Source organism: Pseudomonas sp. MH10, assembly GCF_034353045.1.
GTDB lineage: Bacteria > Pseudomonadota > Gammaproteobacteria > Pseudomonadales > Pseudomonadaceae > Aquipseudomonas.
The window spans coordinates 4,083,247-4,105,118 of record NZ_CP133783.1 but is presented as its reverse complement, the minus strand read 5'-3'; the positions used below and the strand labels follow the sequence as shown (position 1 = coordinate 4,105,118).

Sequence of the window (21,872 nt, the reverse complement as noted above, 5' to 3'; positions counted from 1 at the left end):
ACGGGAAATAGACACATGCCACTCGCCTTGCTTGCACTGGCCGTTGCCGCATTCGGCATTGGCACCACTGAATTTGTGATCATGGGATTGCTGCCCGATGTCGCCGGCGACCTGCACGTCAGCATTCCCCGCGCTGGATTGCTGATCACCGGCTACGCGCTTGGCGTGGTGTTTGGCGGGCCGATCCTTGCGGTCGCTACTGCCAACATGCCGCGCAAAGCCACCTTGCTCGGCATGACGCTGATGTTCATCCTTGGCAATATTTTGTGTGCGCTGGCGCCGACCTACGCTGCGCTAATGGCTGCGCGGGTCATTACCGCCTTGTGCCACGGTGCCTTTTTCGGCATCGGCTCGGTAGTGGCCGCCGGCTTGGTCGCGCCGAACAAACGGGCGCAGGCCATTGCGCTGATGTTCACCGGCTTGACCTTGGCTAACGTCTTGGGCGTACCGCTGGGCACGGCACTTGGTCAATACGCGGGCTGGCGATCAACGTTTTGGGCGGTCTCGGCGATTGGCATGGTGGCGGTCGTGGCGCAGATGATCTGGCTGCCGAACCACATCGCCATGGAAGAAACCAACCTAGCCATCGAGTTTCGCGTCCTGGGCAAACCCAATGTGTTGCTGGCATTGGCGATGAGCGTGCTGGCGTCGACCAGTCTGTTCAGCGTTTTCACTTATATCGCGCCGATTCTGCACGACGTGACCGGTGTCGGCCCCCGCGGCGTGACCCTCATGCTGCTGCTGTTTGGATTGGGGCTGACCGGCGGTAGCATGCTCGGCGGCAAGCTGGCTGATAGCCGTTTGTTGCCCTCGCTGGTGGGAATGTCAGTGGCGGTAGTGTTGGTCGTGGCGCTGTTCAGCCAGACCGCGCATTCGGTGATTCCGGCCGCGATCACTCTATTGATATGGGGTGTGGTAGCGTTCGCGCTGTGTCCGATCTTGCAGCTGCTGATTATCGATCAGGCCAGTGACGCCCCGAACTTGGGGTCGACGCTCAACCAAAGTGCTTTTAACCTCGGCAATGCGGCGGGCGCCTGGGTCGGCGGCCTGGTGGTCGGCAGCGGCTCGAACCTGGCCGACTTGCCGTGGACCGGCGCTGCCCTCGCCGTACTGACCGTGCTGACCGCGCTGTTCTACATCTACCTGCAACGGCGTCATGCCCAGGCGGTGGGTGTTTGATAGCCGGCGCCTCCAAAGAAACTGTACAGTCTGCCTTTCACCAACAAGACGGTATCTACAGATTTTGTTTGGCCAGCTCCAACAGTTTCCCGCGCCATGCTGCTTTAGCAGGCAAGGCCAGAAAAAACGGGTTCAGCAGCGATTCACGTGGCGGGTAGCTGAACACTTCACCGGACAGGTCGAGCACTTCGCCGCCCGCGCCTTCAAGCACCCCTTGAGCGGCCGCAGTGTCCCATTGCGAGGTGGGCGCCAGTCGCGGGTAGCAATCGGCGGCGCCTTCGGCCAACAAACAAAACTTCAACGAGCTGCCGATATTCGTCAGTTGCAACTCGCCCAGGCTTTGCGACAACCCGGCCAACAAACGCTCCTGCTCCGGGCTGGTATGGCGACGGCTGGCGACAACGGTGAACGCTTCGTCTGCCGCCAGTACCTCACGCACCTTGATCGGCATCAGATGGTGTTCATCATCACTGCGCCATGCTCCCAAACCCGCACCGCCAAAATAGCAGCGGTTATTGGTGGGCATCGACACTACGCCAAACACCACACGGCCGCGTTCAATCAGGGCGATATTGACCGTGAACTCTTCGCTGCCAGAAATGAATTCCTTGGTCCCATCCAACGGATCGACCAGCCACCAACGCTCCCAGGTGGCACGCTCGCTCAAAGGAATGTCGGCGTCTTCTTCGGACAACACATGGATGTCCGGCGCCAATGCCTGCAAGCCAGCGACCAATAGGTGATGAGCGGCCAAATCCGCCGCCGTCACCGGTGACTCATCAGCTTTGGTGACCACTGCAACGTCCGCGCGCCAATGCGGCAGGATCACTTCACCGGCACGTCGCACCATCTCTATAACGGGCGCCAACAACGGATGGGGCAAGTTAGAAAACACGTTAGTCACGGCTGAAAGTCCCCGCGCTGGGTCAACAAGTCCCGCACCAGGTACAGCGCGGCCAAGGCACGTCCTTCGCTGAATTGCGGGTGTTGGATCAAGCTGGACAGCTCGCGCAAGTTGACGCGATCAACCCGCATCGGCTCGGGTTCGTCTCCCGGCAAGGATTCTTCATAAAGGTCAGTGGCCAATACCACTTGAATTTTCTGACTCATATAGCCGGGCGACAACGACAGCTCGGTCAAGTGCTCAAGCTGGCGAGCGCCATAGCCCGCCTCTTCCTTTAGCTCGCGATTGGCGGCAGCCAAAATGTCTTCACCCGGTTCGATCAGACCTTTAGGCAGGGAAAGCTCGTATTCGTCGATCCCGCCGCAGTACTCCTCGATCAACACCGCGTGGTCGGAATCGAGCATCGCAACGATCATCACGGCGCCATATCCGGGGCCCCGGCTAACCAGACGCTCGTAAGTGCGCTCGACCCCGTTGGAAAAGCGCAGTTGCAGCTCTTCAACGCAGAACAAACGGCTACTGGCGACGATTTCGCGGGCGAGGACGGTGGGTTTCTGGCGCATGACGGGCTCCTTGGCGTGGACGGGGTACTATACCGTGGCTTTTCCGATTGTCTGTGTCGGAAATGACAACGCTATTCATTCACTGCACGAGAATCTCAAATGCCTTCTTTACCCTGGCGCGACATTGATACCGTTCTGCTCGATATGGATGGCACCTTGCTCGACTTGCATTACGACAACCATTTCTGGATGGAACACTTGCCACAGCGCTATGCCGACCTGCATGGGGTCAGCCGAGCCATGGCCGAACTGGAAATACAGCCGCTGTTCGAAAAGAATGCCGGTACGCTGAATTGGTACTGCCTGGACTTCTGGAGCGCCGAGCTGAAGCTGTCGCTGCGAGACCTGAAGCTGGAAACCGCCGACTTGATTTCCCTGCGCCCTGACGCTGAAACCTTTCTGGCCGCGATCAAAGCTGCGGGCAAACGGGTGATCATGATCACCAATGCGCACCGCGATTCGCTGTCATTAAAGATGGAGCGCGTCCAGCTAGCGCCCTACTTCGAACGCATGATCAGCTCCCATGATTATGGTTTCCCCAAAGAGAACCCGCAGTTCTGGGCCGCGCTACACGCCGACATAGACTTCGAGCCAAGCCGCAGCCTGTTTATCGACGATACCCTGCCGATTCTGCGCAGCGCTCAGCGATTCGGCATTGCCCACCTACTGGCCGTCAGCGAGCCCGACAGCCATAAAGGTCCGAAGGACACCGAAGAATTTTCCGCCGTCGGGGATTACCGGGAATTGATCGTCGGGCTTTGAGCAGTCCTGTAGGAGCGCGCTTGCCAGCGATCGGCTGCGCAGCAGTCGTAAACCCGCGACTCGATTCTTTCAGTTGCAATGGGGTCGTCGGTTGGGACCGCTTCGCGCTCCATCGCGGGCAAGCGCGCGCCTACATTTAGCTAGAGATTACTCAGGAATCCGTAGCGATTGCCCCGGATAAATCTTGTTTACGTCTTTGAGCATGGGTTTATTGGCGTCGAATATCTTTTGATACTTGTTGGCATCTCCATACACCCTTTTCGAGATGGCACTGAGTGTGTCGCCTTTCTGTACGGTCTCGAAGCGCGATGCTGTCGTAGGTGCTGCTCCGGCGGCGAGGGTCATCTGGTCATCGACTTTTTCTACTCCTTGAATATTACCCAGCGTCACCAAAATCTTCTCTTTTTCCTCTTGGCTAGCCGCCTCGCCAGTTGCTGTTACCGTGCTGCCATCGACGGTGGTCTGGATATTGGGGTTACCCAAGCCCACGTCAGCGATATGTTTTTTTAGCACTTCATCGGCATTCGCGTTGCCTGGCGTTACTGCATCAAGAATCTTTTCTCCTGCTTCTTTCAGAAAACTAAAAATACTCATGCTTATTCTCCTTGCGTTTTTAGAAGGACGAACGTCATGTCCGCGTTGATAACTTTAGTTCGAACAGACGGGTCAGCCGAGGGTTCCGACCAATTGCGGTTCACCCATCCGATAGCCAGAGCGCGCTAGAATCAGCCGCCTGCTAAACGCATCGGAGTGAAGATGGACATCAAACAGCTCAAATTCCTCATCGCCCTCGACGAGACCCGACATTTCGGCCAAGCGGCGGCACGGTGTCACATCACTCAGCCGACCCTGTCCATGCGCCTGCGTAGCTTGGAAGAAGAGCTGGACTTGCCGCTGGTCAATCGGGGGCAGCGCTTTGAAGGTTTTACCGCGCCGGGTGAACGAGTGCTCGCGTGGGCCAGAACGGTATTGGCCGCTTATGAGGGGTTACAGGCCGAAGCCGCTGCGTGCCGGGGGCATCTGGTCGGGACGCTGCGGCTGGGCGTGGTGCCGCTGTCGAGTTTCGATCCGATGGTGTTGATGCAGCGCCTGCACACCTTGCATCCAAATTTGCGCTTCGAATTGTCGTCACTCAGTTCCGAACAAATACTGGAGCAACTGGCGAACAATCAGCTCGATTTGGGCGTGTCGTACCTAGAACGACTGGACAGCGAGCGTTTTGATTCTTTGTCTCTGGCGCAAACCCGTATGGGGCTGTTGTATGACCAGCGGCATTTCAACTTTGGCGATGAACCCCTGAGCTGGGAAAGCTTGATCGAATTGCCGCTGGGCCTGTTAACCAGCGGTATGCATTTTCGTCAGTCCATTGATCACAATTTCCACAGCCGTGGCCTGAACCCATTACCGATGTTGCAAACCGACGCAGTGCACCAACTGCTGCAAGCGGTGCACGGCGGATTTTGTTGCGCGATCATGCCCCTTGAAGGCGGCTTCGAAACGCTGACCCAACACTTACGCCTACAACCGATTGCCAATGCGCACACCTTGGCGCGGCTGGGTTTGCTCATGCGCCGCAGCGCACCACGGTCAGCATTGGCCGAAGCGTGTTTTGCCACTTATCAAAGCATTCTTGATGCGCCTTGATCGACGCCATCTATCAACGCATTGGTAGTAGCGATTAGACGCCATTCAGCAGCGGGCATAGGCTAAGGCATACATAATATGCCGGTACTTTCCCATGCCTTCCAAGCGCACGGTCAGCACGGCGCTAGCTTTGCATTCGCCTGCGCCTGCCGCCAGTCAGTCCTACAGCTACTCGAACCTTGAGCGCGAAGACTCCGCTCGCACCGAACTCGCCGAAGAAGTGGCTTTGGCCATCGCCTACAACGGCATTAGCCAGGCCGTGATGCTGGTCACACCGAGCGATCTGGAAGACTTCATCGTGGGATTCAGCCTGGGCAGCGGCATCATTGCCTCGCCTGACGAAATCTACGATGTGAAGCTCAGCGGTTCAGGTTCAGCGCAGCACGCGCAGGTGGAAATCGCCAGCCGTGCGTTCTGGAACCTCAAGCAACAGCGACGCCAACTCGCCGGCACCAGTGGCTGCGGACTGTGCGGCGTAGAAGCGGTGGAACAAGCCCTGCCGGAACTCACGGTGCTGCCCGGTGCGCCTTTGCCGCCGGCGGTCTGGCTGGAAGGACTGCGTCAACGTATCGGCGCGTTCCAACCCTTGGGCCAGCATTGCGGCGCCGTCCATGCGGCCTTGTTCATGAACAGCAACGGCGAGCTGTTGCTGGGCCGCGAAGACATCGGCCGGCATAACGCTCTCGACAAACTGATTGGCGCGTTGATCCGCCAGAACATTTCCATGACCGGCGGACTCGCCATTGTCACCAGCCGATGCAGCCTGGAGTTGATCCAGAAAGTGCTGCGAGCAGGCATTCAGACGCTGGTCAGCCTGTCTTCGCCCACTGGCCTCGCGGTGCAATGGGCACGTCGACACAACCTCAATTTAATTCACCTGCCGCAGCACAGCGCGCCGCGTGTATTTAGCCCTGCGATGGAGAATCAAGCGTGAGCAGTCATCACCAAGCCGACAAAGTTCCGGTCAAGCGCTACAAGCCGTACAAAGGACCGGCCGGTGGTTGGGGCGCGCTCATGAGCGTGACGCAAGCATGGCTCACCAGCGATAACGCGCTGAAGAACATCCGCATGATGCTCAAGACTAACCAGAACGGCGGCTTCGACTGCCCCGGCTGTGCGTGGGGCGACTCGCCGGAAAGCGGCATGGTCAAGTTCTGCGAGAACGGCGCCAAAGCGGTTAACTGGGAAGCCACCAAACGTCGTGTCGACGCCTCCTTTTTCGCCCGTTACAGCGTCAGTGCCCTGCGCGAGCAAAGCGATTACTGGCTTGAATACCAAGGCCGCTTAACCGAGCCCATGAGCTACGACGCCGAGACCGATCGTTACAAACCGATCAGTTGGGAAAACGCCTTCGCCTTGATCAGCCATCACCTGCGCAATCTGCCGAGCCCGGACATGGCCGAGTTTTATACCTCGGGCCGAGCCAGCAATGAGGCGGCCTATTTGTATCAGCTGTTCGTACGTTCTTTCGGCACCAACAATTTTCCTGACTGCTCGAACATGTGCCATGAAGCCAGTGGCGTCGCCTTGGCGCAGAGCGTGGGCGTAGGCAAAGGCACCGTAACCTTCGCCGACTTCGAACACGCTGATGCGATTTTTATCCTAGGGCAAAATCCCGGTACTAATCACCCGCGCATGCTCGAACCCCTGCGTGAAGCGGTCCTGCGTGGCGCGCAAGTGGTGTGTGTTAACCCGCTGAAAGAGCGTGGTCTGGAACGCTTCCAACATCCACAACACCCACTGGAAATGCTCAGCAACGGTTCAGAACCGACCAGCACCGCGTACTTGCGCCCGGCATTGGGTGGCGACATGGCACTGCTGCGAGGAATGGCCAAGTACCTGCTGCAATGGGAGCGTGAGGCTCAGGCGGCCAACGCGCCACCGGTCTTCGACCATGATTTCCTCAACGAACACACCGACGGTGTGCTCGATTACCTGGCGTCCATCGATGACACGTCCTGGGAAGAGATTGTTCAGCAGTCAGGCTTGCCGTTAACCGACATCGAAACGGCTGCCCGGATGTACGCAAAAGGCACAAAAGTCATCATGTGCTGGGCGATGGGTATCACTCAGCACCGTCACTCAGTGCCAACCATCCAGGAAATTGCCAACCTGATGCTGCTGCGCGGCAACATCGGCAAACCGGGCGCCGGCCTGTGCCCAGTACGTGGCCACAGCAACGTGCAAGGCGACCGGACCATGGGCATCAATGAGCGTCCACCGACGCTGTTCCTTGATGCGCTGGAAAAACGCTTTCAGTTCAAAATGCCGCGTACCAATGGTCACAACGTGGTTGAAGCCATTCACGCAATGCTTGATGGGCACTCCAAAGTATTTATCGGCCTGGGCGGCAACTTCGCCCAAGCCACCCCGGACAGTTCGCGTACCGTTAAGGCGCTGGGCAAATGCGACCTGACCGTGCAAATCAGCACCAAGCTCAACCGCAGCCACCTGACCCACGGCAAACAAGCGTTGATCCTGCCGTGCTTCGGCCGTACCGACATCGATATTCAGGCTGACGGCCCGCAAGCGGTGACCGTTGAAGATTCGTTCAGCATGGTCCATGCGTCAAATGGCCAACTGCAGCCGCTGTCGAAACAGATGCGTTCGGAACCCGCGATCATCGCAGGGATTGCGGCGGCAACCCTGGGCACCAAACCCGTGGATTGGTTATGGCTAACTGCCGATTACAGCCGAATTCGCGACCTGATTGCCGACACGATTCCCGGCTTCAAAGACTTCAACGAGCGCGTGAAGCATCCAGGCGGCTTCTACCTTGGCAACGCGGCAGGTGAACGACGTTGGAACACCAAAACAGCCCGAGCGAACTTCAGGGCCAACGTCCTGCCCGTGGATCTGGTGCATGAAAACGTTCGAGCGACGGGTCAGATTCCGGACTTGATCATGCAATCGATGCGCTCCCACGATCAGTACAACACCACCATTTATGGATTGGACGACCGTTATCGCGGGGTCAAAGGTCAGCGTGACGTGTTGTTCGCCAACGAAGCCGACATCATTCGCCTGGGCTTTAAACCGGGACAAAAAGCTGACCTGATTTCAATTTGGAATGACGGCCTGGAGCGTCGCGTCAAAGGCTTCACGCTGCTGGCGTTCGACATCCCAGCTGGGCAAGCCGCCGCTTACTACCCGGAAGTGAACCCGCTGGTCCCCCTGGAAAGTGTCGGGGATGGCAGCAGTACGCCTACGTCCAAGTTCGTCGCCATCCGCTTGGAAACAGCCAGCGCCAGTGCCCGAATTTTGTAGGATTAAACGCCCCGCTATCGCGCTGTAAACACCGCCCTTTGTAGGAGCCAACTTGTTGGCGAGGCGGTGTATACCGTGACGCCGCCCGGCCAACAAGTTGGTTCCTACAGGACTAATTGCTCCAACGCCTCGCGCAGCTTATCTGGGATCGGCACCGGGCGATTCGATGCCCGATCCACAAACACATGGACGAAACGCCCTGCCGCGCAGGCTTCGTCTTCCCCTGCCTTGAACACCGCCAATTCATACTGAACCGAGCTATTACCCAGCTTGCCAACGCGCAGGCCGACGTCGATCAAGTCCGGGAAAGCTATCGACGCGAAATAATCACACGACGAACTGACCACAAAACCCACCACGTCACCGTCATGAATAGTCAGACCGCCACGCTCGATCAAATAGCTATTCACCGCCGTGTCGAAATAGCTGTAATAGGTCACGTTATTCACATGCCCGTAGATGTCGTTATCGTGCCAGCGGGTGGTGATCGGCTGGAAATGACGATAATCAGCGCGTTGCGGGTTTTGCTCGGTCATAAGCAGACTCTAGTGATGGAAGAATGCAGCCTTATTCAATCATTGCGCCCCGCGTCCACTCCCGTACCTGCGCATAAGGGTAATTTTCCAGCGCCGCAAATCCCTTGATCCCCCGCGCTTTGAGTTTGGTGAACAGCGGCATGCTGATACCGCAGAGGAATCGGGTCAGGCAGTCAGCACTAGGATCGTAGCCGGTGTAATCCAAATGCCGGCGCAGAAACTCAGCGCACAGGTCATCGAAACTTTGTTCAGCCAGGGCAGGCAATGCGGGCGGCGAAGGCAGTCGGGCTATATTTCCATGACACACCGAACAATGCCCGCACTGCTCGGGCGCCTGGAGATCGCCGAAATACTCAGCGAGCCGATGACTCAGGCACCGCTCGGTGGCGAACAGATCAAGCATGGCGTGGATGCGCGCCACTTCAGTGGTTTCATGCTGTTTGAAATACTCATGCAACTCATGGCCCAGCGCGTCGGGGTCGAAATTCATATCGAGCAAGCTGTAGACCTCGGTCATCAACTTGCTTTCTAACTCGATCCAGCCTTTTTCCTGAAAGTAATCCAGCGCAGTAACCACTCGCCCACGCTCGGCCTGATGCTGCTGATACAAGGCCTCAAAGTTAACCGTGGCCCAGGTTCTTGCCTGATAGGAGGTCTCGATAATGGCTTCGACAAACTGACGCCGCTCTCCTTCAAAACGTTGCAACAGAAGCTTCGGCTCCATCAGAAACTTGAAACGGTATTCAGCGAAATAAGCGAAGCGTGGCGCAATGATGCCGCGCAGCTCAAGTTGCACCAGCAAGGTCTTTAGTGGCAGTTGGCGAATATTGCTCTGATCAGCCAAGGGGCCCAGTAGCAACTCCCACTGCCCGTCGTTGGCTGCATTCAGTAACTCATCGATGACATGCCGAATGCCAAGGTATTCCGGCGTATCGCCGTAAACGAAATTCTCCAGGATGTTCAAGCTGTCACGGTTAGCCAGCACCAAGCAGTCCGAGGGCGCACCATCTCGCCCTGCGCGGCCGATTTCCTGGCTGTAGTTTTCAATGGATTTCGGCAGATCGAAATGAACGACGTTACGGATATCGCTCTTGTCGATCCCCATTCCAAACGCGATGGTGGCAACGATGCAATTCAGTCGCCCGCCCATGAATTGCCGCTGAATTGACTCACGCTTATCGTGGGGCAGACCGGCATGGTAGGCACTGGCCGCCAAGCCGTTCTGAGTCAAATGCTCAGCAACGTATTCAGCGGTTTTCTGTAACGTGACATAAACAATAGTGGGCTGGCCCACACGCGAACCCAACCACTCAACCAATCGTCTCCGCTTGTCTCGACCCATAGCCGGCTCAACCAATAGGTTGAGATTGGGGCGATAAAACCCGGTCGTCACCACGTCCTCCGGAGCGATGGCGAATTTGGCCTGCATATCGGCGATGACATTCGGCGTCGCGGTAGCCGTCAGCAACAACGCTTGCGGGATATTGAATTGGCGTTGATAGTCCGGAAGCTTGAGGTAATCCGGCCGGAAGTTATGGCCCCACTCAGATATGCAGTGTGCTTCGTCGATGACCAACAGCGAAATCGGCACCTGTTCGATGAAATGTCGAAAGCGCTCGTTCTTTAAACGCTCCACAGAAATCATGAGGATTTTGAGTTCGCCGGATCGGGCTCGCGCCATAACCTGCGCGGTACTGTCACGACTTTGTGCCGAATCGATACTGGCTGCAGCAATGCCGTGGCGCTGCAAGAACGCTAACTGATCCTGAATCAACGCCAACAGAGGCGACACCACCAGTGTCAGGTGAGGCAGCATCAGCGCGGGTAGCTGATAGCACAATGACTTGCCCGACCCCGTTGGAAAAATCGCCGCCGCCGAACGCCCGGCTAACACCGCTCCAATCGCAGTCTCTTGCCCAGGCCGAAAATGCGAATAGCCAAACACGTGTTCAAGACGCTCATGCATACGCTGCCACTCCATTGACTGCCAGATAGGCGCCAGACCATAACCCTAAGCTGTGAAGTGCATATAGCGCTTGGGATTTTTGGATCGTCTCGGGAAGTTTCATCGCATTCTCTGACCGCACCATGCTGGCAAAATGGCATAGGCCGGTTTACCCTTCCCGCACGATACACCAGAGCATTATGGCTACACCGCAAAGGAAGCAGCATGGAAGATCAAAAACGACCGGAAGATGATGGTCTGACACACATTCAACGCTTAAATCCTGAGCAATTCGACATCGTGCTCGGCTCACCCCTCGGCAAACGCAAGGTGGTGCGCCCTGCATCGGCTGGCTCGCGGGGTCGTAACCTTATCATTCTTGCCGTCTTGGGCCTTGCTGCCTATGCACTGGCTACTCTATTTCATACGAATAAACCCACCAAAAGCGTCGTGATTGCCGAACCTGAGCCCGCTGAAACAATGGCTCCTCTCGAAGACGCCGTGCCTGTAGCCGTCGTTAAAAGTGCGGCTGAGCCTCGACCAACCCCCATGAACGAAGCGCACCCTACGCCTGCGCCTATCGAGCGTCCAAACACTACTTTGCCAGCGCAGGGCATGGTCTCGCAAAGTTACATGGCGGGCTTCAGAGCCGACCTGCAACACAACAACGCTCCACAACGAACTGTGAAAGTAGAAATCGTTACTGCCAACCTCCGCGAATGGGATGGCCGCAATCGCTACCGCTCGCAGTGGAAGGTCTACAACAACCATATTGAAGACGACAGCGTCTGTTTTAACTTCCCTGGCGCGACCGTTGAACACCGCGAATGCCGCAAAGCGGCGCAGGTGTTCTTCAAGGAACAATGTCGCGAATGGACCAAACGCTCGGACAGCGACCGAGAAGCACAGAGCAAGGCTACACAACAGCGGTATTGCGGGGCCGCAGGGACTTTTAACCCTGCGGGCTGAACACTAAAAGCCTCTTTAAAACACCAAATTCTGCCAGAATCCAGCATTGCCTATCGGTTATACCGCACTGTAAAGACGTTAAATCCTACAGACTTAACTAAACAACTAACTTCAATTTTTTATTAAAACATCCGGCAATAAACCTCAACATGACAACCAACTAAAATTGTTTATTCTCGCCTTTCAATCCACACAGCGAGACTAACACCATGAGTATTTTTACTGTCTATTTTTGCGGCACAGGGTCGACCAATTTCGACACCATCAATAAAAGTTATTGGGACGGCGAGCTGATTTCAAGCTTGGCCGCTAACAACGCGGGTAGAGAGTTTGTCGATTGGACAATTATTGACGGGCCTGGAAGCGGTAACCTCCAAGCCGATGACATGTTTACCAAGTCCAAAGAATATGGGCTGTCCGGCACGCTCTTCGGCAAAGGTTGGCATGAGAACGTCTTACATGCGGCGCACCTGATCAAAGGGAAATGTGATTGGCAGCGTACTGAACTGACGGCCGCAAACTACAAAGTCCTCAAAGCCGCCGGTATTCCAATCGAAGAGGTTCAAGTCACCGGCTCTTATTTATGGAGAAAATATAACTATGGCGACCGAAAACTTACGCCTCAACAACTTCAGGAGCAAATAATCAAAATCTTCCGACAGGGCGGCATTATTCCCACCCAGGTGAACTTGGTTGGCTGGAGCCGTGGCGGCGTTAGCTGCCATATGCTTGCTAACGCGATGTTGGCGGACAGTCAGCTCAAGCATATCAAGGTGAATATCTTTGCCGTTGATCCAGTGCCCGGAGCGCTCAATTTCCAAGGGGAAAAAGTAACCTTGGGTAGCAACGTCGCGGAGTACGTAGGCTTCTACGCCAGGGATGAACGATCCAAAGGTTTCTCCTGCGTGATCCCTACGACCCACCCATCCACTCGAGTCCATATCTATCCAATGGCGGGCCGCCACGCAACGCTCGTCGGTAATGCGGCTCTGAATGGCTCGGAAGGACCAAAGATGCTGCATGAGCCCGGGAGGATCGTCAGGCACTTCGCTGAAACATGCTTAACGCGCTGGGGGGTGAATCAGAATAAAAAATTAAACTTAGGCGCAGCCGAAATTGCTAAATTCCACGACGCTATCGTTCGCGGCGAGCAGCATTACGTTGCGATGCGCAAACAGTCCTATACCGCGATTACCGAGCAGGAAAAGAACCAACGGTATGTCACGTTCGGGGCTCACGGCGTGCACTTCACCGCGATTGAAGGCGACCAGTTCAAACCGGCCAAAGGCCTTGCTGGCAGCCTTTCCGCTACCAATGAAACGTACAAAGATCTACATTGATTGGTTTAGACACGCTAAACATGTTGTATATGCGACATTGAAAGACCCCGAATTTTTCAAAAAAAAACCGCCCTTTAAAGGCGGTTTTTTTTGATATCACCACTAACTATATTTTTGGACCGGCTGCTTTAATCGCATCGCTTACATCGAACTTCTTGAAGTTCTCAACAAACAATCCGGCCAATGCTTTAGCCGCTTCGTCGTACGCCGCTTTGTCCGCCCAGGTGTTGCGTGGGTTGAGCAGCCCTGTGTCTACGCCCGGTACCAGTTTCGGCACGTCGAGGTTAACGGTAGCGAGGTGTTCGGTTTCTGCGCCGATCAATGCACCGCTTTGGATGGCCGCAATCACACCGCGCGTAGTCGGGATGTTGAAGCGCTTGCCAACGCCGTAGCCGCCACCGGTCCAACCGGTGTTAACCAGGTAAACTTTCGAGCCGAAACCGCGAATGCGCTTGATCAGCAATTCAGCGTATTCGCCCGCTGGACGTGGGAAGAACGGCGCACCGAAGCAGGTTGAGAACGTCGACTTGATGCCGCTGCCTGAACCCATTTCTGTAGAGCCGACCAACGCGGTGTAGCCCGACAAGAAGTGGTAGGCCGCTTGTTCTTCGCTGAGGATCGACACTGGCGGCAATACGCCGGTCAGGTCGCAGGTAAGGAAGATCACAGCATTCGGCTCGCCACCGAGGTTTTTCGGTGCGCGTTTCTCGATCAGTTCACGCGGGTACGCGGCGCGGCTGTTTTGAGTCAGGCTGTCATCGGCGTAGTCGGCTTTCTTGGTCACCGGGTCGATGATCACGTTTTCCAGCACAGCGCCGTGCTGAATAGCTTTCCAGATGACAGGCTCGTTCTTCTCGGAGAGGTCGATGCACTTGGCATAGCAACCGCCTTCGATGTTGAACACAACCCCTACGCCCCAGCCATGTTCGTCGTCGCCAATGAGGTAACGGCTTTCATCAGCGGACAGGGTGGTTTTGCCGGTGCCGGACAGGCCGAAGAACAACGTGACGTCGCCCTCTTCGCCCATGTTGGCAGCGCAGTGCATTGGCAGCACGTCGACCGCTGGCAGCAGGAAGTTCTGTACCGAAAACAACGCCTTCTTCATTTCACCGGCGTAACGCATGCCGGCGATCAGCACTTTTTTGGCTGCAAAGTTGAGGATCACAGTGCCGTCAGAGTTGGTGCCGTCGCGCTCAGGTTCGCAGACGAACTCTGGGGCATTAATGACTTGCCATTCAGTTTTGGCGGCAGGGTTGTACTGTTCCGGATTGATGAACAGGCAACGCCCAAACAGGTTGTGCCAGGCAGTACCAGTAGTCATTTTCACAGCGAGGTAGTGCGCTGGATCAGAGCCTACATGGACGTGGGAAACGAAACTCTCGCGCTCACCGAGGAATGCTTCAACGCGATTCCACAGGGCATCAAACTTGTCAGCAGGGAATTTACGGTTGATCGGGCCCCAGGCAATAGCGGCCTGAGTGCTTGGCTCTTCAACGATATAACGGTCTACCGGCGAACGACCCGTGCGATGGCCTGTTTCCACGACCAGCGCGCCGGTATCGGAAAGCTCGCCTTCACCGCGGTTCAAGGCTTCTTTAACCAGATCATCGATGCTGAGATCGGTGTATACGGCATTATTAGCTTGCGTCATGAGGTTCCCCGTCGGCCCAGGCCGGTGCTCCAAACATTTTGTAGTAGAAACTCTGACACTACTACAGCGGAAAAAGTGGGCCGGATTATGCCAGAACTGCTTAAAAAAGGTAGAACCCTCCTGTCAGAACGGCGATAACGCGGCCCTACGGGCGTTTCAGGACATTTAGCCCGGTTTAATGCCGCGTATGAGACGGCGAATCCACACCACCGCCGGCAAATATCTGCGCCACGTCAGTGGCATCGAACAGGTAGCGCTGATTGCAGAACTGGCAGTCGATTTCGATGGCACCGTTGTGCTCGATCACCAGTTGCTGCGCATCCTCCACACCGAGGCTGACTAAGGCGTTGGCCGAACGCTCGCGGGAGCAACTGCAACGAAATTGCAACGGCTGGATGTCGAACATGCGCACTGCGTCTTCGTGAAACAAACGATGCAGCACAGTTTCATTGTCCAGGCTGAGCAACTCTTCAGCCGTCAGGGTTCCAGCCAGTGCAGTCACGTGTTGCCAGCTGGCATCGCGGTCTTCGGGATCAGTCAAACGGTCGGCAGGCAATTGCTGCAACAACAGGCCCCGTGCCCGAGAGCCATCGGCATTGAGCCAGAAGCGTGTTCCCAACTGCTCAGACAAAGCAAAGTACGACGTTAGGCTTTCAGACAAATCGGCACCGTCCAACGCCACGGCGCCTTGGTAGCGCTTGCCCTGACGTGGATCGATGGTCAACGTCAGAATGCCATCCGGCATCAAGTCGCGCAGCCCGGCACCCGGTACGATCTGGTCTTCCTCGTAGCGAGCGATGCCACGTATTTCGCGGTCGCTGGAACATTCGACCATCAGCATTGGAACCGCGCCGCTGGAATTGGCTTGCAGCACCAGCAATCCATCAAATTTGAGCGTGCCCACCAGCAGCGCCGCAGCCGCGAGCATTTCGCCCAGCAATTGTGCAACGGGCTCTGGGTACGGATGTTTAGCCAACACCTCGGCGTAACTGCGCTCAAGCGCCACCAGCTCTCCGCGAACGTCGCTTTCATCAAAAATAAAACGCTGTGTGTAATCAATATCCGGAAAATCATGCATAAGGAAAGGTATCTGAAGTGATGACAAAGTAATGACAAGCGCTTATAAAGCGCCGCCTGACATCTAGCAATTTTTTTGCTGCCGTAAGCATGCCAATGGGGCGCATTTTATGAACAATTCCGATCTCTTCCAGGCCAGGTGGAACATCAGCCGACTGCTGTTGTGCAATCTACTCGCTCTGGCGCTGATGTGTTTTTGGCTATGGCCCACTGGCCACGCCGTTTTCACCCAATTTGACGAGTGGCTTTTTCATCTGCTGAATCACCCGCTGGCCGAGAGCACAGTGTGGCTCTACATTTGGACAGTCGCCAGTATGCGACCCTTCGATATCATCGTTGGCCTGATTTTACTGACGCTGCTGATCAAAGGTGACTGGGTGTTCGAAGCCATTCACGTCCGTCAGGCCTTCTTTGGCTTTCTTGCGATCCTTATCTTGCTGCTGATCATTCGTACGATTTTTGAAAAAAGTGTCAAGCACATGGGCTGGCAGCACAGTAGCCCGTCCGTGGTGCTTCCAGGTGCGCTCAGCATGAGCGCTTTTTTCCCCAACCTGCCCGAAGCGCTGGACTTGAAGGACAGTTCGAACCAAAGCTTCCCTGGCGACCACGCCTCTGTGTTACTAATCTGGGCACTGTTCATAACCCTGTTTAGCCGGACCAACGGTCAACGCTTGGTCATCTGGGGCTTGGCATTCCTGTTCATGCTGCCGCGCTTGGTCGCCGGTGCTCACTGGGGGCAGGACGATTATATTGGCGGCGCTGCGATGGCCGCACTGGCATTGGGCTGGGGCTATTACACGCCGCTTGCCGCCCATGCCTCACGTTTCTTGCTTCGCGTAACGGAGTCCCTGTTCAAGCCGTTGAGCTATTTGCCGGTGATCAAGCACATGAGCGTCGTAAGGTTTCCAACCGTCCGAGGCCGCTAATCATCACTGCCTGAACCGCGAAACTGATGGAGCTGCCGACGCTGTTTCTTGGTCGGTCGCCCGTCGGTGGTGATGCCGAGGCTACCTGCCTTGCGCAACGCTGCCGCGCGCTCACGTTTGACGATGCTTTCCGGCGTTTCGGTGTACAGGGCGTGCGCCTCAGGCGCACCTCGCCGTACCGCCGATAACGCTTGAACCACTACCGAGCGCTCATCGAACCCTGCTCGAATCTGGTATTCGTCCCCTAAACGCGGCTCCTTGCCGGGCTTGCATCGTTCGCCCCGCCAATGGACCTTACCGCTTTCAATCGCGGCCTTGGCCAAGGCTCGTGTTTTAAAAAAACGCGCAGCCCAGAGCCATTTGTCCAGCCGAACTTTGTCGTCCTCTTCCTGTTTTTGTGCCATAAGAACTCCTTAGTAAAGTGACAACCGGAACTGTACTACGTGACGTATAGCAGGCGTCAAACCGATCCCCGGACTAGAATGCTCAACCCATTGACGGTCCCCTTGGCGCTAGGAGTGCTACGTGACTGAATTTCCGATTTCGCTGACCCATCCTAAAGTTGGATGCGAAGGCTGCCAAAACAGCGCTGAGCTGGATTTCGACTTTGCATTTGCCTACCAACCCATCGTCGATCTGCGTGATTGCTCAGTCTTCGCCCACGAAGCTCTAGTGCGAGGTATACATGGCGAAGGGGCGATGTCCATTTTGAGCCAAGTCAACGAGCAGAACCGCTACCGGTTTGACCAGCGTTGCCGCACTGAAGCGATAGCCGGCGCGGCGCGATTGAAGATGCGTGAGCACCTGTCGATCAACTTTTTGCCAAACGCGGTGTACCGCCCGGAACTGTGTATTCGCAGCACCCTTGAGGCAGCAAAAACGCACAATTTCCCGCTAAGCCAACTGATTTTCGAAACCGTTGAAAGCGAGTATTTAGATAACAATCGCCATTTGACCAACATTCTGCGTGAATACCACGAGTTCGGCTTCAAGACGGCCATTGACGACTTTGGTGCGGGTTACTCCGGGCTGACATTGCTAGCAGACTTTCAGCCTGACCTGATCAAACTCGACATGGCGCTGATTCGGGATATTCATCTGGATCGCCCTCGACAGGCTATTGTTCGAGGCGTTGTCACAATGTGTGCAGAGTTGGGCGTTACAGTCATTGCCGAAGGCATCGAGCATGTCGAAGAGCGTGATTTTTTGTCCGACTGCGGGATATTCCTTATGCAGGGCTATTTGTTCGCCAAGCCTGCATTCAAAGCCTTGGCCCAGATCAACCCTGGCGCTTGGCAGGCAGTTTGAAACGTACGGAATCGCTTTGAAAACATTTGATCATTTGACGGTCGTTGGCCTTCGCGAGTGGGTGGCGCTGCCCCTTCTAGGCGTGGCCGGCTTACGCGCGAAAATTGATACCGGGGCCAGTACATCCAGCCTGCACGCGACCGAGATCGAACCCTTCGAACGCGATGGCGAGAAATGGGTACGCTTCAACGCGCACCTCGGCACAGTGGTTCAGTTGCGCCACCGCCGATGCGAAGCGCTGCTGGTTGCCATGAAAACCATAAAAAGCTCCAACGGACACACGCAGGTTCGTTACGTCATCCGCACAACCTTGGCGCTAGGTGATCGGGTCTGGCCGGTGGAATTCACATTGGCCTGCCGCCAAGCCATGCGCTACCGCTTGCTACTCGGCTCCAAAGCTTTGATCGACGGCCATTTGGTGGTCAATCCGGGCATTACATACGTTCAAGAAAAGCCGGTATTTCCGGCCTCTATTATCTCTGTCACAGGTGTTGCATGAAGATCGCTGTGCTGTCGCGTAACCCGCGTCTGTATTCCACACGTCGTATGGTCGAAGCCGGTACCGCCCGCGGCCATGAGATGGTGGTGATCGACACCCTGCGCGCATATATGAACATCGCCAGTCATAAGCCGCAGATCCACTATCGCGGCAAGCCGCTGGAAGATTTCGATGCGGTGATCCCGCGAATCGGTGCTTCGGTGACGTTTTATGGCTGCGCTGTGCTGCGCCAGTTTGAAATGATGGGCGTATTTCCGCTCAACGAGTCAGTGGCCATTGCGCGCTCGCGGGACAAGTTGCGTTCGCTGCAATTGCTCTCACGCCGAGGTGTTGGTTTGCCCGTCACTGGGTTTGCTCACTCACCCGATGACATTCCGGACTTGATCCGCATGGTCAATGGCGCACCACTGGTGATCAAGGTCCTGGAGGGCACCCAAGGCATTGGCGTGGTGCTGTGTGAAACGGCCACTGCGGCGGAATCGGTGATCGAAGCGTTCATGGGCCTTAAACAAGACATCATGGTCCAGGAGTACATCAAGGAAGCAGGCGGCGCGGATATTCGCTGCTTTGTCGTGGGTGACAAAGTGATCGCTTCGATGAAACGCCAAGCCAAGCCGGGAGAGTTTCGCTCGAACCTGCACCGTGGCGGCAGCGCCAGCCTGATCAAGATCACACCCGAAGAACGTATGACCGCCATTCGCGCGGCCAAAGTGATGGGGTTGAGCGTCGCTGGCGTAGATATACTGCGCTCCAATCACGGTCCACTGGTTATGGAAGTGAACTCATCACCGGGACTGGAAGGCATCGAAACCACCACCAACAAAGACGTGGCAGGGATGATCATCGAGTACCTGGAGAAGAACAGCGGCCCGCACATGACGCGGACCAAAGGGAAGGGTTGATAGGGTCACCGGAATTGTGGGACCGATTCATTCGGGAAAGCAACACCTCGGCGCCCCAGACAACCGCGCCGACCGCTTCCCGAATGAATTCGGTCCCACAGAAACTTCGATTTGCACACTTCAGCTTAAACCGCGTCCCTCGGTAACATCAGACCCAGCGGCAGACGCACCCTGGCTTCAAGGCCACCTCCTGAACGATTTCGCAGCTCTACATTGCCACCGTGCATAGCGGCGATTCGCTTGACGATTGCCAGTCCCAAACCCGTGCCTTTCCCGCTGCGCGCTCGGTCGCCACGTATAAAGGGATTGAAGATGACCTCCAACTCTGACGGATCGATGCCCATGCCGCGGTCCAGCACACTCAGCACAACGTAAGGTGCATTGACGTCGCCCGATACGTAGGCGGCGACTTCTATTCCATTACCTGCGTGATGCATCGCGTTGCCAATCAAGTTGTTCAGCAGCCGTTTAAGCGAAACCCGGCGTAGCGGAAATGGCGGGATCGGTTCCAGGCACAAACGAATTTGCTCGGTGGGATGATTGAAAGGGGCTACCACCTCCCGCACCAAGTCACTCAAGTCGACTTCTTCGATTTTTTCGTCGCGTCCGTCACGAATGAATGCCAGAAACTGATCGAGAATCGCGTCCATGTCCTCGATATCGCGAACCATTCCCTCCGTCAGCTCGTTTTCGTCCGTCATTAACTCCAGCGACAGCCGCAAACGGGTCAAGGGTGTTCGCAGGTCGTGAGAAACCCCGGCCAACATCAACTCCCGTTCCTGCCCCGCCTGCTCAACGTCTTCGGCCATCTGGTTGAAAGCGCGGTAGACCTCGGCCATCTCACTGGGTGTATCGCTGATCGGCAAACGCACGCTACGCCCCTGGCCCAACTGGCGGGCAGCAAACACCAAACGCTTGAGCGGCTGATTAAGTTGCCTGACGAAAATCCAAGCCGATGCCGTGGATAACAAACCAATGGCAAGGAACCAACCCAGTACGCTCCAGATCTTCTGGCCTCGTAATGGATGCGGGTACAACGGTACTTTCAGCCAACCGTCACCCAGGCTCGGGGCTCGAACCCAAAGCGCCGGTGGCGCATGCACCCGCAAGCGCACCTCGGTGTCCGCACCCAACTCAGCCTGCATTTGCCGTTGATAAATTTCACTGTAAGGCCAATGTTGTTCGCCCTCCGGCACACCGCCGCCCACCACGCGAATCAGCCCCGCAGCTTCGGCAATTGCCCCACGGTCTTGCTCATCAGCAGCCCAATAGGCACGTAACGTCAGCGCGACACCGTGGCTGTATTGTCTGTCGACCAGAACGTCCTCGTTCATCAGTAGATAAACCAGGGTCAGTGCCTTGGAAAACAGCACGACAATTAGCACCAGCCATAGGGTGCGAGAGAAGAAACTTTGCGGGAACCAGAGCGGCGTTTTCATGGCAGTAGCTACACACTTTGCAGGTGCGAGCCAGGCTCGCAGAAATGGCGAATCGCGAACGGCGTCAACTGCGTGAACGCACGCACCAAAACAGTCGATAGCCCTTAAGAGGGCTATCGACTGTTGGGGCGAGGATTCGGCGTGCTGAGCAGCTCGCTCCTACAAAATGCAGATCACTTGTTTCCAGCACCATCGGGAACGAATACGTAACCCACACCCCAGACTGTCTGGATATAACGAGGCTTGGACGGATCCGGCTCGATCAGGCGACGCAAGCGTGAAATCTGCACGTCAATGGAGCGCTCCAGCGCATCCCACTCGCGACCACGGGCCAGGTTCATCAATTTGTCGCGGGTCAATGGCTCGCGGGCATGCATGACCAACGCCTTGAGCACCGCGAATTCGCCCGTGGTCAGCATGTGCACTTCATCGCCGCGCTTGAGCTCGCGGGTGGCCAGCGACAGCTCGTAGTCACCGAAGGTGACGGACTCGTCTTCACTGCCAGGGGCGCCAGGCACCGGCGTAGTCTGACGACGCAGCACAGCTTTGACCCGCGCCATCAGTTCATCGGGGTTGAATGGCTTGGACAGGTAATCGTCAGCACCCAACTCCAGACCGCGGATACGACTCAACTCATCACCCTTGGCAGTGAGCATGATGATAGGAACCTGATTGTTGGCAGCGCGCAAGCGGCGGCAGGCAGAAAGCCCGTCTTCGCCAGGCAACATCAAATCCAGTACGACCAGGTGAAAAACCTCTCGAGCCAGCAGGCGGTCCATTTGCTCGACGTTCGCTACAGCACGCGCGCGATAACCTTTGCTCGTAAAAAAACGCTCTAACAGGCTGCTTAACCCTGGGTCGTCGTCAACGATGAGGATTTTTTCCCCTTCAGCAGTTTGTGCAATGCTGCTCATTAGATGCTCCTTTGATCTCGGCGCGCATTATGGCGTAGCCACCGAGT

General features: G+C 56.2%; 21 protein-coding genes. 11 read left to right on the top strand and 10 right to left on the bottom strand.

All coding sequences use genetic code 11. The features are described 5' to 3' along the window. Nucleotides 1-15 precede the first annotated feature (15 nt). Nucleotides 16-1,179 carry an MFS transporter gene (locus RHM59_RS18305; RefSeq protein WP_322166538.1) on the top strand — a complete coding sequence of 388 codons (1,164 nt, stop codon included), beginning with the start codon at nucleotides 16-18 and terminating at the stop codon, nucleotides 1,177-1,179. A gap of 55 nt (nucleotides 1,180-1,234) precedes the next feature. Here RHM59_RS18305 and cysQ read toward each other — a convergent pair whose 3' ends face one another. Continuing rightward, nucleotides 1,235-2,029, bottom strand: coding sequence for a 3'(2'),5'-bisphosphate nucleotidase CysQ (cysQ, locus tag RHM59_RS18300; RefSeq protein ID WP_416195100.1), 795 nt, complete (start codon nucleotides 2,027-2,029; stop codon nucleotides 1,235-1,237). A 50-nt stretch (nucleotides 2,030-2,079) separates the two neighbouring features. After that, nucleotides 2,080-2,646 carry an ADP compounds hydrolase NudE gene (gene nudE / locus RHM59_RS18295; RefSeq protein WP_322166540.1) on the bottom strand — a complete coding sequence of 189 codons (567 nt, stop codon included), beginning with the start codon at nucleotides 2,644-2,646 and terminating at the stop codon, nucleotides 2,080-2,082. A 99-nt stretch (nucleotides 2,647-2,745) separates the two neighbouring features. On the opposite strand from nudE, the gene yrfG reads away from it, so the two are divergent. Next, nucleotides 2,746-3,408 carry a GMP/IMP nucleotidase gene (gene yrfG, locus RHM59_RS18290; RefSeq protein WP_322166541.1) on the top strand — a complete coding sequence of 221 codons (663 nt, stop codon included), beginning with the start codon at nucleotides 2,746-2,748 and terminating at the stop codon, nucleotides 3,406-3,408. Nucleotides 3,409-3,555: 147 nt separating this feature from the next. On the opposite strand, the gene lysM is transcribed toward yrfG, so the two are convergent. Further along, on the bottom strand, nucleotides 3,556-4,002 hold the full coding sequence (gene lysM, locus RHM59_RS18285) for a peptidoglycan-binding protein LysM (protein WP_322166542.1): 447 nt from the start codon (nucleotides 4,000-4,002) through the stop codon (nucleotides 3,556-3,558). Nucleotides 4,003-4,164: 162 nt separating this feature from the next. On the opposite strand from lysM, the gene RHM59_RS18280 reads away from it, so the two are divergent. From RHM59_RS18280 to RHM59_RS18270, 3 genes are all read left to right on the top strand, one after another. Next, nucleotides 4,165-5,052, top strand: a complete 888-nt coding sequence (locus RHM59_RS18280) for a LysR family transcriptional regulator (protein WP_322166543.1) — start codon at nucleotides 4,165-4,167, stop codon at nucleotides 5,050-5,052. A gap of 94 nt (nucleotides 5,053-5,146) precedes the next feature. Next, complete coding sequence (fdhD, locus tag RHM59_RS18275) at nucleotides 5,147-5,986, top strand: formate dehydrogenase accessory sulfurtransferase FdhD (protein ID WP_322166544.1); 840 nt, start codon at nucleotides 5,147-5,149, stop codon at nucleotides 5,984-5,986. After that, complete coding sequence (locus RHM59_RS18270; protein ID WP_322184598.1) at nucleotides 5,983-8,319, top strand: FdhF/YdeP family oxidoreductase; 2,337 nt, start codon at nucleotides 5,983-5,985, stop codon at nucleotides 8,317-8,319. The genes fdhD and RHM59_RS18270 overlap by 4 nt, the downstream gene beginning before the upstream one ends. Before the next feature lie 104 nt (nucleotides 8,320-8,423). On the opposite strand, the gene RHM59_RS18265 is transcribed toward RHM59_RS18270, so the two are convergent. Further along, nucleotides 8,424-8,855, bottom strand: coding sequence for a thioesterase family protein (locus tag RHM59_RS18265; RefSeq protein WP_322166546.1), 432 nt, complete (start codon nucleotides 8,853-8,855; stop codon nucleotides 8,424-8,426). A gap of 31 nt (nucleotides 8,856-8,886) precedes the next feature. Beyond that, on the bottom strand, nucleotides 8,887-10,821 hold the full coding sequence (locus RHM59_RS18260; RefSeq protein WP_322184597.1) for a RecQ family ATP-dependent DNA helicase: 1,935 nt from the start codon (nucleotides 10,819-10,821) through the stop codon (nucleotides 8,887-8,889). 204 nt (nucleotides 10,822-11,025) lie between these two features. On the opposite strand from RHM59_RS18260, the gene RHM59_RS18255 reads away from it, so the two are divergent. Together RHM59_RS18255 and RHM59_RS18250 are read left to right on the top strand one after the other, a co-directional pair. Then, complete coding sequence (locus RHM59_RS18255; RefSeq protein WP_322166548.1) at nucleotides 11,026-11,769, top strand: hypothetical protein; 744 nt, start codon at nucleotides 11,026-11,028, stop codon at nucleotides 11,767-11,769. A 209-nt stretch (nucleotides 11,770-11,978) separates the two neighbouring features. Beyond that, nucleotides 11,979-13,109, top strand: coding sequence for a hypothetical protein (locus tag RHM59_RS18250; protein WP_322166549.1), 1,131 nt, complete (start codon nucleotides 11,979-11,981; stop codon nucleotides 13,107-13,109). A 106-nt stretch (nucleotides 13,110-13,215) separates the two neighbouring features. Here the strand turns inward: RHM59_RS18250 and RHM59_RS18245 are convergent, their stop codons facing one another. Beyond that, complete coding sequence (locus RHM59_RS18245; RefSeq protein WP_322184596.1) at nucleotides 13,216-14,760, bottom strand: phosphoenolpyruvate carboxykinase; 1,545 nt, start codon at nucleotides 14,758-14,760, stop codon at nucleotides 13,216-13,218. Nucleotides 14,761-14,935: 175 nt separating this feature from the next. Continuing rightward, complete coding sequence (gene hslO, locus RHM59_RS18240) at nucleotides 14,936-15,838, bottom strand: Hsp33 family molecular chaperone HslO (protein ID WP_322166551.1); 903 nt, start codon at nucleotides 15,836-15,838, stop codon at nucleotides 14,936-14,938. 109 nt (nucleotides 15,839-15,947) lie between these two features. On the opposite strand from hslO, the gene RHM59_RS18235 reads away from it, so the two are divergent. Beyond that, nucleotides 15,948-16,763, top strand: a complete 816-nt coding sequence (locus RHM59_RS18235) for a phosphatase PAP2 family protein (protein ID WP_322166552.1) — start codon at nucleotides 15,948-15,950, stop codon at nucleotides 16,761-16,763. Here the strand turns inward: RHM59_RS18235 and RHM59_RS18230 are convergent. Continuing rightward, on the bottom strand, nucleotides 16,760-17,167 hold the full coding sequence (locus RHM59_RS18230) for an RNA-binding S4 domain-containing protein (protein WP_322166553.1): 408 nt from the start codon (nucleotides 17,165-17,167) through the stop codon (nucleotides 16,760-16,762). The genes RHM59_RS18235 and RHM59_RS18230 overlap by 4 nt on opposite strands. Nucleotides 17,168-17,288: 121 nt before the next feature. On the opposite strand from RHM59_RS18230, the gene RHM59_RS18225 reads away from it, so the two are divergent. Genes RHM59_RS18225 through rimK form a run of 3 tightly spaced genes read left to right on the top strand, consistent with a single transcriptional unit; the run spans nucleotide 17,289 to nucleotide 19,472 of the window. Continuing rightward, the gene (locus tag RHM59_RS18225) at nucleotides 17,289-18,071 is read left to right on the top strand and encodes an EAL domain-containing protein (protein ID WP_322166554.1); all 783 of its coding nucleotides are present in this window, start codon (nucleotides 17,289-17,291) and stop codon (nucleotides 18,069-18,071) included. 16 nt (nucleotides 18,072-18,087) lie between these two features. Then, nucleotides 18,088-18,570, top strand: a complete 483-nt coding sequence (locus RHM59_RS18220) for an ATP-dependent zinc protease (protein ID WP_322166555.1) — start codon at nucleotides 18,088-18,090, stop codon at nucleotides 18,568-18,570. Beyond that, nucleotides 18,567-19,472 (top strand): 30S ribosomal protein S6--L-glutamate ligase, encoded by a 906-nt coding sequence (rimK, locus tag RHM59_RS18215; RefSeq protein ID WP_297835389.1) that lies wholly within the window; start codon nucleotides 18,567-18,569, stop codon nucleotides 19,470-19,472. Before RHM59_RS18220 ends, rimK begins: the two co-directional genes overlap by 4 nt. A 125-nt stretch (nucleotides 19,473-19,597) precedes the next feature. Here the strand turns inward: rimK and RHM59_RS18210 are convergent, their stop codons facing one another. Next, on the bottom strand, nucleotides 19,598-20,911 hold the full coding sequence (locus tag RHM59_RS18210) for an ATP-binding protein (protein ID WP_322166556.1): 1,314 nt from the start codon (nucleotides 20,909-20,911) through the stop codon (nucleotides 19,598-19,600). A 173-nt stretch (nucleotides 20,912-21,084) separates the two neighbouring features. Beyond that, complete coding sequence (gene ompR, locus RHM59_RS18205) at nucleotides 21,085-21,825, bottom strand: two-component system response regulator OmpR (RefSeq protein WP_322166557.1); 741 nt, start codon at nucleotides 21,823-21,825, stop codon at nucleotides 21,085-21,087. Nucleotides 21,826-21,872 lie beyond the last annotated feature (47 nt).